We start from the raw sequence: 14,431 nt of genomic DNA, 5'->3' as shown, positions 1-14,431 counted from the left end.
GTGTGCTGCCGGTACCGCGGGCACCCCGCCCCGCCGTGCGCTGCGGATGCTCGGCCGCCCCGCTACGACGCGCGCTTTCTCACTCGCCCCGCTGTTCCTCCCCCACGGCGTCCGTGACGTCCGGGGTCGGCGGAGCGATGGGCCGCAGTTTCAGCCAGACGAGGAAGAACAGGCCCAGGGCGAGCATGCCCAGGCCGGTCCACAGGTTGATGTTGACGCCCTCGGCCTTGTCGATGTCCGCGTCGGACGCGGTGATGCCCGCGATCGTGACGATGACGCCGTACACCACGAACAGGGCGCCGATGAGGCGGCGGATGTCGAAGAGGCGGGCGGCGGTCGCGGACTTGGTCCGCAGCTCGGAGACCTCCTCCTGGAGATCCTTGTCCGAGTAGTGCGCCGCGTGCGCGGACGACGAGGATTCGGAGTGGGATCCGGGCCGGGAGGGCCGGGGGCGATGCTGCTCGGAATTGTGTTCGGACATGGTCTCTCAAACTCCTCGGTCGGAGCGTGGTCAGAACGAGAACGGGATGTAGCAGGCGGCCGCCAGGATCACCGCGCTCCAGCCGAGCAGCGCCGGCTTGCGGTACCAGGCGTCGTCGCCCTCGGCGGGCGGCTCGGCCATGCCGGGCGAGGTGGTGCCGTAGACCAGGCCCTGGAGGTCCTCGGCCGGCTTGGGCTCGGTGAACAGCGACACCGCGACCATGACCACCGCGCCGGCGACGAAGCCCGCGATCGCGGAGACGAAGTTGGCACCCTGGTCGGTGGGGATGTCGACGATGCCCTGCTCGTAGAGGACGAAGTAGTTGACCATCGCGGCGGTGGTGCCGGCGAGCAGGCCCCAGAACCCGGACTTCATCGACGCCCGCTTCCAGAACATGCCGATGATGAAGACCACGAACATCGGCACGTTGAAGAAGGAGAACAGGGTCTGGAGGTAGCTCATGATGTTGGAGAACGACGAGGCCAGGAAGGCCGTGCCGATCGACGCCAGGACCCCGATCACGGTGATCAGCCGGCCGAAGCGGACGTAGTACGCGTCCTCGCGGCCCTTCTCCACGTACCGTGCCCAGATGTCGGTGGTGAACACCGTGTTGAAGGACGAGATGTTGGCCGCCATGCCCGCCATGAACGCGGCCAGCAGGCCGGTCACCGCGATGCCCAGGACACCGTTGGGCAGCAGCTGTTCCATGAGGTACGGGATGGCGTCGTTGTACTGGAGATCGGAGTCGGGGGTGCCGATCTGCGGCACCAGGACGGCCGCGACCAGGCCGGGGATCATCACCAGGAAGACGATGAAGATCTTCGGGAACGCGGCGATGAGCGGGGTGCGCTGGGCCGCGGAGAGGTTCTTCGCGGACAGGGCGCGCTGCACCTCGGCGAAGTTGGTCGTCCAGTAGCCGAAGGACAGGACGAAGCCCAGGCCGAGGACGATGGTCAGCCAGTTGGCCCCGAGCGGGTTGTCGCTGCCGATGCCGGTGCCGCCCCAGGAGGTCATGAAGTCGGCGCCGCGTGACTCGGTGAGGGAGTCGGACAGCCCGTCCCAGCCGCCCACGCTCTTCAGTCCGAGCACGGTGATCGGGATGAGCGCGGCGAGGATGACGAAGAACTGCAGCACCTCGTTGTAGATGGCGGAGGACAGGCCGCCGAGGGTGATGTACGCGAGCACGAAGAAGCCCGCGACCACGACGGCCACCCACTGCGGCCAGCCCAGCAGCGCCTCGACCACGATCGCCAGCGCGTAGAGGTTGACGCCGGCGATGAGGATGGACGCGCAGGCGAACAGCAGCGAGCTGAGCAGGTGGGCCGCCTTGTCGAAGCGCAGCAGCAGGAACTCGGGGACCGAGCGGACCTTGGAGCCGTAGTAGAACGGCATCATCACCAGGCCGAGGAAGACCATGGCCGGGATGGCACCGATCCAGTACCAGTGCGTGGTGTACACGCCGTACTGCGCGCTGTTGGCGGCCATGCCCAGGATCTCGGTGGCGCCCAGGTTGGCGGCGATGAACGCCAGGCCGGTGACCCAGGCGGGCAGGGAGCGGCCGGACAGGAAGAAGTCGAGGCTGGTCTTCACGGACTTGCGGGCCGCGAAGCCGATGCCGAGGACGACGACGAAGTAGATCCCGAGGATCGTGTAGTCGAGCCAGTTGGTGGGGAGCCGCAGCTCGGCGGCGAGGTGGAGCGTGCCGACGGGGTCGGCGGGTCCGGCGGAAATATTCAGGTGTGCAGTCGGATCTGTGGGGGTCTGCATGAGTACTCGCTTCGTTGCGCGAACCGATACGTCGCGGAACCTAATGCCTCCGTGTTCAGGGATTGAACACGTCCGCCGGTGCTCTTTGTTTGATTGTGATGTGGACCGTCGTGGTGAGTCGTGTTTTGGTATGTTGGTTTCTGTTGGAAGTGTGCGAAGATATGTGATGACGGCGCCGCGAAGGCGGCGCGGCGAATGGCTCGAATGGCTCGAATGGAGCGTCCGGCGTGAAGAAGACCTCGACCCGGCTGGCCGACGGTCGCGAACTCATCTACTACGACCTCAGTGACGACACCGTGCGCGACGCGACCGACCGCCGCCCGCTGGACGCCACCGTCACGACGTCCGAGATCCGCCGCGACCCGCTGCTCGGCGACTCCGTGGCCATCGCCTCCCACCGCCAGGGCCGCATCTACCACCCGCCGGCCGACGAATGCCCCCTGTGCCCCTCCGAGGGCGACCGGCTCAGCGAGATCCCCGACTCCTCGTACGACGTCGTGGTCTTCGAGAACCGCTTCCCCTCCCTGGCCGGCGACTCCGGCCGCTGCGAGGTCGTCTGCTTCACCTCCGACCACAACGCCTCCTTCGGCTCCCTGAACGAGGAGCAGGTGCGCCTGGTCCTGGACGCGTGGACGGACAGGACCTCGGAGCTGTCCCATCTGCCCTCCGTCGACCAGGTGTTCTGCTTCGAGAACCGGGGGGCCGAGATCGGCGTCACCCTCCAGCACCCGCACGGGCAGATCTACGCCTACCCCTTCACCACCCCCCGTACCGCCCTGATGCTCCGCCAAGTGGCCGCACACAAGGAGGCATCCGGCGGGGCAAACCTGTTCGACACCGTCCTCGCGGAGGAGCTGGCGGGGGAGCGGGTCGTCCTGGAGAGCGACCACTGGGCCGCCTACGTGCCGTACGCCGCGCACTGGCCCTACGAGGTCCACCTGTATCCCAAGCGCAGGGTGCCCGACCTGCTGGGGCTCGACGAGGCGGCACGCACGGAGTTTCCCCAGGTCTATCTGGAACTGTTGCGACGGTTCGACCGGATCTTCGGCGAGGGTGAGCCTCCGACCCCGTACATCGCGGCCTGGCACCAGGCCCCGTTCGGCGCGCTGGAGGAGTTCGACGGGGTGACGCGCGACGACTTCGCGCTCCACCTCGAGCTTTTCACCATTCGCCGTACATCCGGCAAGCTGAAGTTCCTCGCGGGTTCCGAGTCCGGCATGAACGTGTTCATCAACGACGTGCCGCCGGAGCGCGCGGCCGAGCGACTGCGAGAGGTAGCGAGTTCATGAGCGGGAAGTACCTGGTCACCGGTGGCGCGGGTTATGTCGGGAGTGTCGTCGCCCGGCATCTGCTGGAGGCGGGCCACGAGGTCGTCGTCCTCGACAACCTCTCCACCGGCGTACGCGAGGCCGTCCCGGCCGGTGCTTCCTTCGTCGAGGGCGACATCCGCGACGCGGCGGCGTGGCTGGACCCCTCCTTCGACGGCGTGCTGCACTTCGCCGCGTCCTCCCAGGTCGGCGAGTCCGTCGTGAAGCCCGAGAAGTACTGGGAGAACAACGTCGGCGGCACCATGTCCCTGCTCGGCGCCATGCGCGAGGCGGGGGTGCGCCGGCTGGTGTTCTCCTCCACGGCGGCCACCTACGGTGAGCCCGAGCAGGTCCCGATCGTCGAGTCCGCCCCGACCCGCCCCACCAACCCCTACGGTGCCACCAAGCTCGCCGTCGACCACATGATCACCGGTGAGGCGGCGGCCCACGGCCTGGGCGCGGTCTCGCTGCGCTACTTCAACGTGGCCGGCGCGTACGGCCAGTACGGGGAGCGGCACGATCCCGAGTCCCACCTGATCCCGCTCGTCCTCCAGGTCGCCCAGGGCCGCCGCGACGCGATCAGCGTCTACGGCGAGGACTACCCGACGCCGGACGGCACCTGCGTACGCGACTACATCCACGTCGCCGACCTGGCCGAGGCCCACCTGCTGGCCCTGACCGCGGCGACCCCCGGCGAACACCTCGTCTGCAACCTCGGCAACGGCAGCGGCTTCTCGGTCCGCGAGGTGATCGATACGGTCCGCCGGGTCACCGGCCACCCGATCCCCGAGGTCGTGGCCCCCCGCCGGGGCGGCGACCCGGCGGTCCTGGTGGCGTCGGCCGCCGCGGCCCACGAGAAACTGGGCTGGAAGCCGACCCGCTCGGACCTCGCCGGAATCGTCGCGGACGCGTGGGAGTTCGCGCAGCGGCAGCAGCAGAGCAAGCAGTAGCAGAACGACCGGGTCCGGGATCGGGCCCGGGATGACGAAGGGTCAGGGTCAGGGCATGAGCGCCATGAGCGAGTCCACCACCGGCGAGGCTGCCGCGGAAGCGGTCGGCGAGCGATTCCGGGAGCTGTACGGAGCCGAGCCGCAGGGCGTCTGGGCGGCACCGGGCCGGGTCAACCTCATCGGCGAGCACACCGACTACAACGACGGCTTCGTCATGCCGTTCGCCCTGCCGCACACCGCGGTCGCGGCGGTCTCCCGGCGCGACGACGGCGTCCTGCGCCTGCACTCCGCCGAGGTGGCGGCACCGGTCGTGGAACTGACGGTGGACTCCCTCACCCCCGGCGCGGACAAGAACTGGACCGCCTACCCGGCGGGCGTGGTCTGGGCCCTGCGCGAGGCCGGCCACGCCGTGACCGGCGCGGACATCCACCTCGCCTCGACGGTCCCGGCCGGCGCCGGCCTGTCCTCCTCGGCGGCCCTGGAGGTCGTCGTCGCCCTGGCCCTCAACGACCTGTACGCACTGGACCTGCGCGGCTGGCAGCTGGCCCGCCTGTGCCAGCGCGCGGAGAACGTGTACGTCGGCGCCCCCGTCGGCATCATGGACCAGACGGCGTCCGCCTGCTGCGAGAGCGGGCACGCCCTGTTCCTCGACACCCGCGACCTCTCCCAGCGGCAGATCCCCTTCGACCTCGCCGCCGAGGGCATGCGCCTGCTCGTGGTCGACACCCGGGTCAAGCACAGCCACAGCGAGGGCGAGTACGGCAAGCGCCGCGCCGGCTGCGAGAAGGGCGCCGCCCTCCTGGGCGTCGACGCCCTGCGGGACATCCCGTACGCCGGCCTCGAGGGGGCGCTGGAGCGGCTGGGCGACGGCGAGGACGAGGTGCGGCGCCTGGTCCGGCACGTGGTGACGGAGGACGAGCGGGTCGAACGGGTGGTCGCCCTCCTGGAATCGGGCGACACCCGCGCCATCGGCCCGGTCCTCGTCGCGGGCCACGCCTCGCTGCGCGACGACTTCCGCGTCTCCTGCCCGGAGCTCGACCTGGTCGTCGACACGGCCGTCGCCTCCGGCGCCCTCGGCGCCCGCATGACCGGCGGCGGCTTCGGCGGCTCGGCCATCGTCCTGGCAGAGGAGGCCGACGTCCCGGCCATCACCAAGTCGGTCGAGGACGCCTTCGCGACCGCGGGCTTCAAGACCCCCCGGGTCTTCGAGGCGGTGCCTTCGGCGGGGGCGCGGCGGGTGCGCTGAAGCGGGCCGGTGGTGCCGGTCGGTTCCCGGCGTCACCGCCCGCGAAGCACACGGGTGGCATGAGAACGACGCGGACCGGGCCGGGTTCGGGCGGCGGGACGTCCGGGCAGTCCTGCGGGCCGTTTGTCTCTCGGCGACGGTTGCGGCCCTCTTTCGCGGTGTCTGTTTCGCGGTACTCGTAGGCGCGAGGCCGTCACGGCAGGGAGCAGACCCGTTTCCAGGCCACGGACGTCCTGCTCGCCGTCGAAGTGATCTCCCCGGATTCAGAGGCCCGTGACCGCGACACCAAGCCGCGCAGGTACGCCGCTGCGGGTATCCCGCACTTCTGGCTGGTCGAGACGGGCGGTGCGGACCGGCACCCGGTCGTCCGGGTCTACGAACTCGACCCGGTGACCAAGGCCTACGACCTGACAGGCACCCGGCGTGAACTGCTCAAACTCGGTGCGCCGTACGACATCGACATCACCTCGGAAGCGCTCGACGGTCTCTGACCGCTCCCGCCCCAGCGGTTCGGAGCCCGGACGGGCTCCACGAGCCCCGGTGTCTCACCCCAGCCGCTTGACCAGCGTGTACTCCGTGATGCCCGGGGGGTAGTCCGGGATCACGCAGACCACCTCGTAGCCGTGGCGTCGGTAGAACTTCGGGGCCTGGAAGTCCCAGGTCTCCACGCGGGAGGAGCGGCAGCCGCGGGCCGTGGCCAGGCGTTCCGCCTCGGCGAGCAGGCGGGTGCCGAGGCCCGCTCCGCGGTGGCGTTCGTCGACCCACAGGTACGTCACGTGCAGCCAGGTCGTCCAGGTGTGGCCGACCAGGCCGCCCGCGAGATCACCGGCCGGGTCCGATGCCCACACGTGCAGAGGGGAGTCGCGTTCCTGTGGGGTTCCGCGCAGCGCCCGCAGGACCGGGGACGCCGCCGTGTTGGTGTCCCGCAGCCGCCTGCGGAGCAGATCGCGTCGGGCCTTGTCGACTTCTGTCTCCAGACGAAACATGCGGCTCACCATAAACGCGCAGGAGCGCAAGTTCGGCAAAGGGCCTTCCGCTCCCGGCCCCCGTCCGTACTCTGATGAACAACGCCGGTGGGGGCCGGCGCCGTTCAGGGGGCGAGACACTCGGGTACGCGATCCGGGGCGGGGCGGTGGTGACGTGCGGCGGCGGCCGGGCGGCTCACGGCGGCCCGTCCCGGTGCCGGTGTCGTCTTCCGACGATGGAGGCAGTCCCCTGCTCTGCAGAGAGCATGGGGGAGGGGGTTTCGTGCAACGTATCCGAGTCCTGGTCGTCGACGACCATCGCATCTTCGCCGAGTCGCTCGCCGCGGCCCTGGCCGCCGAGCCGGACGTCGAGGTGTCCGCGGCGGGCAGCGGTCCGGCCGCACTGCGCTGCCTGGAGCGGGCCGCCGGCGAGGGGCGGCGGTTCGACGTCCTGCTCGTCGACGCCGACCTGGGGGGCAGGGTGCCGGCCGGCCGGTCCGCCGTACCCGTCCAGGCGGGCGACGAGGACGGCCTGGTCGACGGGATGTCCCTGGTCACCGGGGTGCGCTCGGTCCACCCGCGGGTACGGATCGTCGTACTCGCCGAGAAGGACGATCCGCGCCGCGCCGCGCTCGCCCTCCAGGCCGGCGCCGGCGGCTGGGTCGCCAAGGACTGCTCGCTGAGCCGGCTGCTCACCGTCGTCCGGGGTGTGCTGCGCGACGAGACGCATCTGCCGCCCGCCCTGCTCACCGGCGTGCTGCGCGAACTCACCGCCGCCCGCAAGCACCGCACCGAGAGCGAGCGGCTCGTGGAGTCCCTGACCCCGCGCGAGCGGGAGGTGCTGCGGTGCATGGTCGCGGGCCTGGGGCGCAAGGCCGTCGCCGAGCGCCTGTACCTGTCCCCGCACACCGTCCGTACGCACATGCAGAACGTGCTCGGCAAACTGGGCGTGCACTCCACCCTCGCCGCCGTGGCCCTCGCCCGGCGGGCGGGCGTCGGGCCCGTCGACCTAACCGGGGATGTTGTCGAACGGGGCGGTCAGCTGGCGTAGCAGGCCGGCCAGTTCGGCGCGTTGGGCGCGGGGGAGTTCGGCGAGGATGGCCCGCTCCTGCGCCAGCAGCCCGGCCAGCGCCTGGTCGCCGCGGTCACGGCCCTCGTCGGTGAGGCGGACCAGGACCCCGCGCCGGTCGCTGGGGTCGGGCAGGCGCTCCACCAGACCCTTCTTGGTCAGGCGGTCGATGCGGTTGGTCATCGTGCCCGAGGTGACCAGCGTCTGCGTGAGGAGCTGCCCCGGCGAGAGCTGGTAGGGGGCGCCCGCGCGGCGCAGCGCGGTCAGGACGTCGAACTCCCAGGGTTCCAGCCCGTGCTCGGCGAAGGCCAGTCTGCGGGCCCGGTCCAGGTGCCGGGCGAGCCTGCTCACCCGGCTGAGCACCTCGAGCGGTTCCACGTCGAGGTCCGGGCGCTCCCGGCGCCATGCTGCGACCAGCCGATCGACCTCGTCCTCCATGACGATCAGTGTAGTGGTTGTGTCGACGTGAAGTCTCTTGACGTCAAGTTTCTTGACGTCGGAGTGGGAGGTGCGGAGCGGCGGGTGCCCGTCAGCCCGGTTGCCGGCCGGTTGCCGATCTCCAGGAGACCCGCGCCTGCGGGCACCCGCCGGGGTCCCGGTGGGTGCGAACGTTCCTGCGGACCGGCCCCGCCGGCCTGCCGTCAGTCGACGGGGGCGACCCGGATCAGGTTGCCGTCCGGGTCCGAGACGACGAAGGTGCGCCCGAACACCTCGTCGCTCGGCTCGCTGACCACCCGGACCCCTTTCTCCGCCCACCTCGCGAACCGGCGGTCGATCGCCTCGGGTCCGTCGGGCAGCGTGAGACAGACCTCGCTGGTGCGCGGCACCGCCGGGGTCGGGCCGTCGATCTGCCCGCTCCACAGCGCGAGCTCCGCGCCGTCGCCAAGACCGAAGGCGATGTATCGAGGGGACTGGAAGGTGGGTTCGATCTCGAGGAGGTCCGCATAGAAACGGGCGGCTTCCGGCGCGTCGTTGACGTAGACGATGAACGTGATCGAGGACGACATGGCTCACTCCTTGGGTCGGTCCGACCGGACGACTGGAGCATGCGCGTCATACGTGACGGATCCCGTCATGATTCCTGGGATTCTCGATCCTGTGACTCCGGATCGTTTCTTCTCGTTGTTGCTGGCGCTGCAGTCCCGGGAGACCGCGACGACCGCCGAGCTGGCGGCCCAAGTCGGCGTGTCGGTGCGTACCGTCCTCAGGGATGTGCAATGGCTGCAGGAAGCGGGCTTCCCCCTGCTGGTCCGGCGCGGCCGTTGGGGCGGGGTGACACTTCTGCCCGGTGGGATGCTCGACACGTCACGGCTCACTCCGGACGAACGGGACCATCTCGCGCTCTACGGCCTCGACGACATGCAGCGCGAGCAACTGGGAGCCACGGCCGACACCCGGCGCGCGCACCGGAAGGTGCGCTCGAGGCTGCGTCCGCCGGCCGGTGACGTACTGCCGCTGAGCGCGGTCGTGACCACCGACAACAGACCCTGGTACTTCCGGGACGCCGAGGGCCTGCCTCCGGCGGCACTGGTGGGCGACCTGCGGCGCGGCGTGCGGTTGCGTATCCGCTACCGCAGACCCGATGAGGAGGAGCCCACGTGGCGGGTGGTCGATCCCTACGGCCTGCTGGCCAAAGCCGGCAGGTGGTATCTCGTCGCCGACTCCGCGAGCCGTCCGCGCCTTTACGTGCTGGAACGGCTCGTCGACTGGGAGCCGATGCGGGCGGCCGGCCGGCTGCGTCCGGGCGCGACCCTGAACGGTGTCGCGGCAGAACTGACGGCGCGCTGGGAGAATCCGGATTCCTTCCACATCCATGCCGAACTCGACCTGGACCGGGTGGGTCTGGCGAGGCGTGTCCTCGGCCGCCGGCTGACCGTAGGAGAGGCCGCAGGGGCGCACCGGGTGGGCATCACGGTGAGCGGTCGGGGGGTGGAGGACGTCCGCCTGCTTCTGCAGTTCGGCGACAGCGTCACCGTGACCGGTCCCGCGGAAGCGCGGGAGCACATCCGGCAACTCGCCGCACAGATCCTTGAGGGGTATTCCTAGTCCTCGTCCTCCATGACGATCGACGCGGTGGTCGCACCGGCACGAAGTCTCTCGACGTCAAGTTTCTTGATGTCGAGTTGGTAGGAGTGGGAGGCTGGGCACCCGTCGACCGACTCCGGGAGGCTCCATGCCCACGGTCACCGGTCCCGCCTGGGACCCCGCCCAGTACCTGCGGCACGCCGGTCACCGCACCCGCCCCTTCCTCGACCTCCTCGCCCGCGTCCCCGCGCTCCCCGGCGACCCGCCCCGCATCGCCGACCTCGGCTGCGGCGCCGGCAACGTCACCGCGCTGCTCGCCGAGCGCTGGCCGCGCGCCCGCGTCACCGGCTACGACAACTCGCCCGAGATGCTCGCCACGGCGGACGCCGACCACGCCGGCCCCACCCCAGGCGGCGGCCGGATCGGCTTCGCCCGCGCCGACGTCCGCACCTGGACGCCCGGGCCCGGCCGGCCGTACGACCTGATCGTCAGCAACGCCGCCCTGCACTGGATCCCCGGACACGCGGACCGGTTCGCGGACTGGGCGGCGGGCCTCGCGCCCGGCGGCACCCTGGCCTTCCAGGTGCCCGGCAACTTCGACGCCCCCAGCCACACCCTCCTGCGCGACCTCGCCGCCTCTCCGCCCTGGCGCGACCGCCTGGACGGCGTCCTGCGGCACGCCGACGCCGTGCTCCGGCCGCAGGCGTACCTGGAACGGCTGACCGGCCTCGGCTGCACCACCGACGTGTGGGAGACGACGTACCTTCACCTGCTCCAGGGGGAGGACCCCGTACTGGACTGGGTCGAGGGCACCACCCTGCGCCCCGTCCTCACCGCCCTCGCCGACGACCCGCGGGCACGCGACGCGTTCCTCACCGGGTACCGGTCCGCCCTGCGCACCGCCTACCCGGCCGGGCCGCACGGCACCCCGTACCCCTTCCGGCGCGTCTTCGCCGTGGCGCGGAAGGGGGAGTGACCCGGTTCAGGGCGTGCGGCCCGGATGGGTGACGAGGACATGGATCACGTCGTCATCGATGATGTACAACACGCGGTGGTCGCCGACTCGCAGGCGGCGGGCTGTCGGCCCATAGGCGACGGAGTTGGTGGGGCGAGGTTCCTCGGCGAGGCTGTCGACCGTTTCGTGGACGGAGGCCGGCCCGGCCGGATCGTCCCGGAGGAACCGCACGGCCGCGTCAGTGGCGTTCGGCTCCCAGATGATGCGGTAGGTCACGGCCGCAGCCCCGGCATGCGTCCGACCTCTTCGTGCGGGATGCCCTCGCCGAGTGTGCCCTCGGCCTTGCGCCGCTCGTAGCCGGAGAGCGCCGGCGCATCTTCAAGATCCTCTATGACGTGTGGTGGGACGAGCAGAGCCGCCACGTGTCCGTGGTCGGTGAGAGCAACGGTCCCGCGGCTGTGGGCGGCGCGACGGACCAGGTCGCCGAGCTGGGAACGGGCTGCGCCGATCGTGCTCTCAGTCATGCCCGCATGGTGCCGCAAGCTTGATCTTGTGGCACGAGTGTTCGGTTCTTTCGGCGTTGACGGACAACCGGTTCACGGCGGTGGAGGGGACGCCCTGCGGATTGCGCGCGGCCCGTTCACACGACCCCGTCCGCGACGAGCGCGTCGACGGCGTCCTCGGACAGGCCCAGTTCGGTGAGGATGGAGCGGGTGTGCTCGCCCAGTGCGGGGACGGCCTCCATGCGGGGCGCGCCCCCGGTCGGGCCCGGCGGGGCCAGTGCCGGGACGGGGCCGGCCGGCGTCGGCACCTGGTGCAGGCGTCCGCGCGCGGCCAGCTGCGGGTGCTCCCACACCTCGGCGAGCGTGTTCACCCGGGCGTTGGCCACGGGCACCGCGCTGAGCAGCTGTGCCGCCTCGGCGCCGGTCAGCTCCGTGAACCGGGCCGCGATCAGCCGCCCCAACGCCTCCCGGTGCGCGTCGCGGGCCGCGTTGCCCGCGTAGTGCGGGTGGTCGGCCAGCTCCGGACGCTCCAGGAAGACCTCGCAGAACCCGCGCCACTCGCGCTCGTTCTGCACCGCCATCATGACGACCCTGCCGTCGCCCGCGGTGAACGGGCCGTACGGGTAGATCGTGGCGTGGGCGGCGCCCGCCCGGGGCGGCGGCCCGGCGCCGTCGAAGGCGTAGTACAGCGGGAAGCCCATCCACTCCACGGTGGCCTCCAGCATCGACACGTCCAGATGCGTGCCCTGCCCCGTCCGCCCCCGTTCCAGCAGCGCCCCGAGGACCGAGCTGTAGGCGTACATCCCGGCGGCGATGTCGGACACCGGGATGCCCGCCTTGGCCACGGAGTCCTCCGTGCCCGTGACGGACAGCAGCCCCGCCTCGGACTGCACCAGCAGGTCGTACGCCTTCAGCTCCTCGTAGGGGCCGGGGGCGCCGTAGCCGGAGATGTCGCACACGATCAGCTCCGGATGCTCCGCCCGCAGCTCCCGCGCCCCGAGCCCGGCCCGGGCCGCCGCCCCCGGGGCCAGGTTCTGGAGGAAGACGTCGGCCCCCGCGATCAGGCGGCGCAGCACTTCCCTGCCCCGCGGGTCCTTGATGTCGAGGGTGAGGGACTCCTTGTTGCGGTTCACCCACACGAAGTGCGAGCTCAGACCCCGTACGCGGGTGTCGTAGGCCCGGGCGAAGTCCCCCGTCCCGGGACGTTCCACCTTGATCACCCGCGCGCCGAGGTCGGCGAGCTGACGGCTTGCGTAGGGAGCGGCGATCGCCTGTTCGAGCGAGACGACGGTGACTCCCCGGAGCGGCTGCACGAGTGCCCTAGTTCTTCCGGTGCCCGATCAGCCGGGGCTTCTGCTCCAGGCCGTCCAGGCCGTGCCAGGCCAGGTTGACCAGGTGCGCGGCCACCTCCGCCTTCTTCGGCTTGCGGACGTCCAGCCACCACTGGCCGGTCAGCGCCACCATCCCGACCAGCGCCTGCGCGTACAGCGGGGCCAGCTTCGAATCGAAGCCGCGGTTCTTGAACTCGCGGCCCAGGATGTCCTCCACCTGCGTGGCGATGTCCGAGATGAGAGAGGCGAAGGTACCCGTCGACTGCGGGATCGGGGAGTCACGGACCAGAATGCGGAATCCGTCCGTGTACTCCTCGATGTAGTCCAGCAGCGCGAACGCCGCCTGCTCGCACAGCTCCCGCGGATGCCCCGCGGTCAGCGAACTCGTCACCATGTCCAGCAGACGCCGCATCTCACGGTCCACCACCACCGCGTACAGGCCCTCCTTGCCACCGAAGTGCTCGTACACCACCGGCTTGGAGACCCCGGCCTTCGCCGCGATCTCCTCCACCGACGTGCCCTCGAAGCCCTTCTCGGCGAACAGGGTGCGGCCGATCTCCAACAGCTGCTGACGGCGCTCCGCGCCGGTCATCCGGGTGCGGCGGGCACGCCGCGGCCTGTCATTGCTCGGGGTGCTGCTGGAGTCGGTCGCCACGGCGACCATCATGCCGCCTCGGCAGGCTCCCGCCCGCGCCGGGAGCCGTCTTCCCCGGTGTCACGACGCGAATCGATACGCGAGCGTGACGGCCAGCGCACGTCGTACGCCCAGCCCAGCTTCTCGAACCAGCGGATCAGCCGGGCGCTCGAATCGATCTGCCCCCGCTCCACACCGTGCCGCGCGGACGTCGGATCGGCGTGGTGCAGGTTGTGCCAGGACTCGCCGCAGGACAGCACCGCCAGCCACCACACATTGCCCGAACGGTCCCGCGACCTGAACGGCCGCTTGCCCACCGCATGGCAGATCGAGTTGATCGACCACGTCACATGGTGCAGCAACGCCACCCGGACGAGTGACCCCCAGAAGAAGCCCGTGAAAGCGCCCCACCAGGACATCGTCACCAGACCGCCGATCAGCGCCGGCAGCGCCAGCGACACCCCCGCCCACAGCACGAACTGGCGGGAGATCGCACGCAGCGTCCGGTCCCCGATCAGATCCGGCGCGTACTTGTCCTGCGGAGTCTGCTCCTCGTCGAACATCCAGCCGAGATGAGCCCACCACAGGCCCTTCAGCAGCGCCGGCAGCGACTCCCCGTACCGCCACGGCGAATGCGGGTCGCCCTCCGCGTCCGAGAACTTGTGGTGCTTGCGGTGGTCCGCCACCCACCGCACCAGCGGGCCCTCCACCGCCATCGAACCCGCCACCGCCAGCGCGATCCTGAGCGGCCGCTTCGCCTTGAACGAACCGTGCGTGAAATGACGGTGGAAACCGACGGTGATGCCATGGCAGCCGAGGAAGTAGAAGAACACCAGCAGGCCGAGATCCAGCCAGCTCACCCCCCAGCCCCAGGCCAGCGGTACCGCCGCCAGCACCGCCAGGAACGGAACGATGATGAAGACCAGCAGCGCGATCTGCTCGACCGAGCGCTTGCGCTCCCCGCCCAGCGTGGCGGAAGGCACGGCCGCGGAACCGGCTCCGGGGCCGGAGGAGGGCGGCTCCTTCGAGGCTTCGTCGATGACATCAGGACGTGAGGTCATGCGTGTCCCCTGTGGGGTATGAGGGTTGAGGGTGGTGCCGGGCCACCGGACCCGAGGAGCGTTTCCTACGGGACCGTAACCTACGGCATCGTAAGTATGGCAGTGCGTGGCCCGGCGGCAAGAGCCCACGAGCCTGC

At 70.7% G+C, this 14,431-nt stretch carries 16 protein-coding genes and 1 pseudogene; 7 read left to right on the top strand and 10 right to left on the bottom strand.

Annotation, left to right across the window (positions count from 1 at the left end; all coding sequences use genetic code 11):
- Positions 1-79: 79 nt before the first annotated feature.
- Both ACFWVE_RS29110 and ACFWVE_RS29105 read right to left on the bottom strand, forming a co-directional pair.
- Positions 80-481, bottom strand: coding sequence for a hypothetical protein (locus tag ACFWVE_RS29110; protein WP_384020197.1), 402 nt, complete (start codon positions 479-481; stop codon positions 80-82).
- A gap of 30 nt (positions 482-511) precedes the next feature.
- A complete protein-coding gene (locus tag ACFWVE_RS29105) occupies positions 512-2,248 on the bottom strand; it encodes a sodium:solute symporter family protein (RefSeq protein WP_384020194.1) in 1,737 nt (578 codons plus the stop codon).
- A 227-nt stretch (positions 2,249-2,475) separates the two neighbouring features.
- Between ACFWVE_RS29105 and galT the strand changes: the two genes are divergently transcribed.
- The 4 genes and pseudogenes from galT to ACFWVE_RS29085 form a co-directional block, all read left to right on the top strand.
- On the top strand, positions 2,476-3,537 hold the full coding sequence (gene galT / locus ACFWVE_RS29100; protein ID WP_384020191.1) for a galactose-1-phosphate uridylyltransferase: 1,062 nt from the start codon (positions 2,476-2,478) through the stop codon (positions 3,535-3,537).
- Positions 3,534-4,505: a UDP-glucose 4-epimerase GalE gene (galE, locus tag ACFWVE_RS29095; protein ID WP_384020188.1), complete on the top strand. Its 972-nt coding sequence runs from the start codon at positions 3,534-3,536 to the stop codon at positions 4,503-4,505. Before galT ends, galE begins: the two co-directional genes overlap by 4 nt.
- 64 nt (positions 4,506-4,569) lie before the next feature.
- Positions 4,570-5,751, top strand: a complete 1,182-nt coding sequence (gene galK, locus ACFWVE_RS29090) for a galactokinase (protein ID WP_384020200.1) — start codon at positions 4,570-4,572, stop codon at positions 5,749-5,751.
- A gap of 197 nt (positions 5,752-5,948) precedes the next feature.
- Positions 5,949-6,242, top strand: a pseudogene (locus ACFWVE_RS29085) (Uma2 family endonuclease); the annotation flags it as partial.
- Positions 6,243-6,296: 54 nt separating this feature from the next.
- On the opposite strand, the gene ACFWVE_RS29080 reads toward ACFWVE_RS29085, so the two are convergent.
- On the bottom strand, positions 6,297-6,737 hold the full coding sequence (locus ACFWVE_RS29080) for a GNAT family N-acetyltransferase (protein ID WP_384020185.1): 441 nt from the start codon (positions 6,735-6,737) through the stop codon (positions 6,297-6,299).
- Positions 6,738-6,999: 262 nt separating this feature from the next.
- On the opposite strand from ACFWVE_RS29080, the gene ACFWVE_RS29075 reads away from it, so the two are divergent.
- Positions 7,000-7,767 carry a LuxR C-terminal-related transcriptional regulator gene (locus ACFWVE_RS29075; RefSeq protein WP_384020182.1) on the top strand — a complete coding sequence of 256 codons (768 nt, stop codon included), beginning with the start codon at positions 7,000-7,002 and terminating at the stop codon, positions 7,765-7,767.
- Here the strand turns inward: ACFWVE_RS29075 and ACFWVE_RS29070 are convergent.
- Positions 7,726-8,223, bottom strand: a complete 498-nt coding sequence (locus tag ACFWVE_RS29070) for a MarR family winged helix-turn-helix transcriptional regulator (protein WP_384020179.1) — start codon at positions 8,221-8,223, stop codon at positions 7,726-7,728. The genes ACFWVE_RS29075 and ACFWVE_RS29070 overlap by 42 nt on opposite strands.
- 203 nt (positions 8,224-8,426) lie before the next feature.
- A complete protein-coding gene (locus ACFWVE_RS29065; RefSeq protein ID WP_384020176.1) occupies positions 8,427-8,792 on the bottom strand; it encodes a VOC family protein in 366 nt (121 codons plus the stop codon).
- A 91-nt stretch (positions 8,793-8,883) separates the two neighbouring features.
- On the opposite strand from ACFWVE_RS29065, the gene ACFWVE_RS29060 reads away from it, so the two are divergent.
- Positions 8,884-9,831, top strand: coding sequence for a helix-turn-helix transcriptional regulator (locus ACFWVE_RS29060; RefSeq protein ID WP_384020173.1), 948 nt, complete (start codon positions 8,884-8,886; stop codon positions 9,829-9,831).
- 127 nt (positions 9,832-9,958) lie between these two features.
- Entirely contained in the window at positions 9,959-10,786 is an 828-nt protein-coding gene (locus ACFWVE_RS29055) for a trans-aconitate 2-methyltransferase (protein ID WP_384020170.1), read from the top strand.
- 6 nt (positions 10,787-10,792) lie between these two features.
- Here ACFWVE_RS29055 and ACFWVE_RS29050 read toward each other — a convergent pair whose 3' ends face one another.
- The 5 genes from ACFWVE_RS29050 to ACFWVE_RS29030 all read right to left on the bottom strand — a co-directional run bounded on the left by ACFWVE_RS29050 (position 10,793) and on the right by ACFWVE_RS29030 (position 14,294).
- Positions 10,793-11,041: a type II toxin-antitoxin system RelE/ParE family toxin gene (locus ACFWVE_RS29050; protein ID WP_384020167.1), complete on the bottom strand. Its 249-nt coding sequence runs from the start codon at positions 11,039-11,041 to the stop codon at positions 10,793-10,795.
- Complete coding sequence (locus ACFWVE_RS29045; protein WP_384020166.1) at positions 11,038-11,289, bottom strand: type II toxin-antitoxin system prevent-host-death family antitoxin; 252 nt, start codon at positions 11,287-11,289, stop codon at positions 11,038-11,040. Before ACFWVE_RS29045 ends, ACFWVE_RS29050 begins: the two co-directional genes overlap by 4 nt.
- 116 nt (positions 11,290-11,405) lie before the next feature.
- Complete coding sequence (locus ACFWVE_RS29040; RefSeq protein WP_384020163.1) at positions 11,406-12,581, bottom strand: CaiB/BaiF CoA transferase family protein; 1,176 nt, start codon at positions 12,579-12,581, stop codon at positions 11,406-11,408.
- A gap of 7 nt (positions 12,582-12,588) precedes the next feature.
- Positions 12,589-13,266, bottom strand: coding sequence for a TetR family transcriptional regulator (locus ACFWVE_RS29035; protein WP_384020160.1), 678 nt, complete (start codon positions 13,264-13,266; stop codon positions 12,589-12,591).
- Positions 13,263-14,294 (bottom strand): acyl-CoA desaturase, encoded by a 1,032-nt coding sequence (locus ACFWVE_RS29030; RefSeq protein ID WP_384020157.1) that lies wholly within the window; start codon positions 14,292-14,294, stop codon positions 13,263-13,265. The genes ACFWVE_RS29035 and ACFWVE_RS29030 overlap by 4 nt, the downstream gene beginning before the upstream one ends.
- Between the last annotated feature and the right edge of the window lie 137 nt (positions 14,295-14,431).

Source organism: Streptomyces sp. NPDC058632, from assembly GCF_042717095.1.
Lineage (GTDB): Bacteria > Actinomycetota > Actinomycetes > Streptomycetales > Streptomycetaceae > Streptomyces.
Note: the sequence above shows the minus strand (reverse complement) of the source record. Positions and strands in the feature narration are given on the sequence as shown.

Coding starts and splice junctions, on each gene's coding strand:
- ACFWVE_RS29065 (WP_384020176.1), bottom strand. CDS start 8,792: ATGTCGTCCTCGATCACGTTCATCGTCTACGTCAACGACGCGCCGGAA.
- ACFWVE_RS29035 (WP_384020160.1), bottom strand. CDS start 13,266: ATGATGGTCGCCGTGGCGACCGACTCCAGCAGCACCCCGAGCAATGAC.
- ACFWVE_RS29055 (WP_384020170.1), top strand. CDS start 9,959: ATGCCCACGGTCACCGGTCCCGCCTGGGACCCCGCCCAGTACCTGCGG.
- galK (WP_384020200.1), top strand. CDS start 4,570: ATGAGCGAGTCCACCACCGGCGAGGCTGCCGCGGAAGCGGTCGGCGAG.
- galE (WP_384020188.1), top strand. CDS start 3,534: ATGAGCGGGAAGTACCTGGTCACCGGTGGCGCGGGTTATGTCGGGAGT.
- ACFWVE_RS29110 (WP_384020197.1), bottom strand. CDS start 481: ATGTCCGAACACAATTCCGAGCAGCATCGCCCCCGGCCCTCCCGGCCC.
- ACFWVE_RS29045 (WP_384020166.1), bottom strand. CDS start 11,289: ATGACTGAGAGCACGATCGGCGCAGCCCGTTCCCAGCTCGGCGACCTG.
- ACFWVE_RS29080 (WP_384020185.1), bottom strand. CDS start 6,737: ATGTTTCGTCTGGAGACAGAAGTCGACAAGGCCCGACGCGATCTGCTC.
- ACFWVE_RS29105 (WP_384020194.1), bottom strand. CDS start 2,248: ATGCAGACCCCCACAGATCCGACTGCACACCTGAATATTTCCGCCGGA.
- ACFWVE_RS29070 (WP_384020179.1), bottom strand. CDS start 8,223: ATGGAGGACGAGGTCGATCGGCTGGTCGCAGCATGGCGCCGGGAGCGC.
- ACFWVE_RS29030 (WP_384020157.1), bottom strand. CDS start 14,294: ATGACCTCACGTCCTGATGTCATCGACGAAGCCTCGAAGGAGCCGCCC.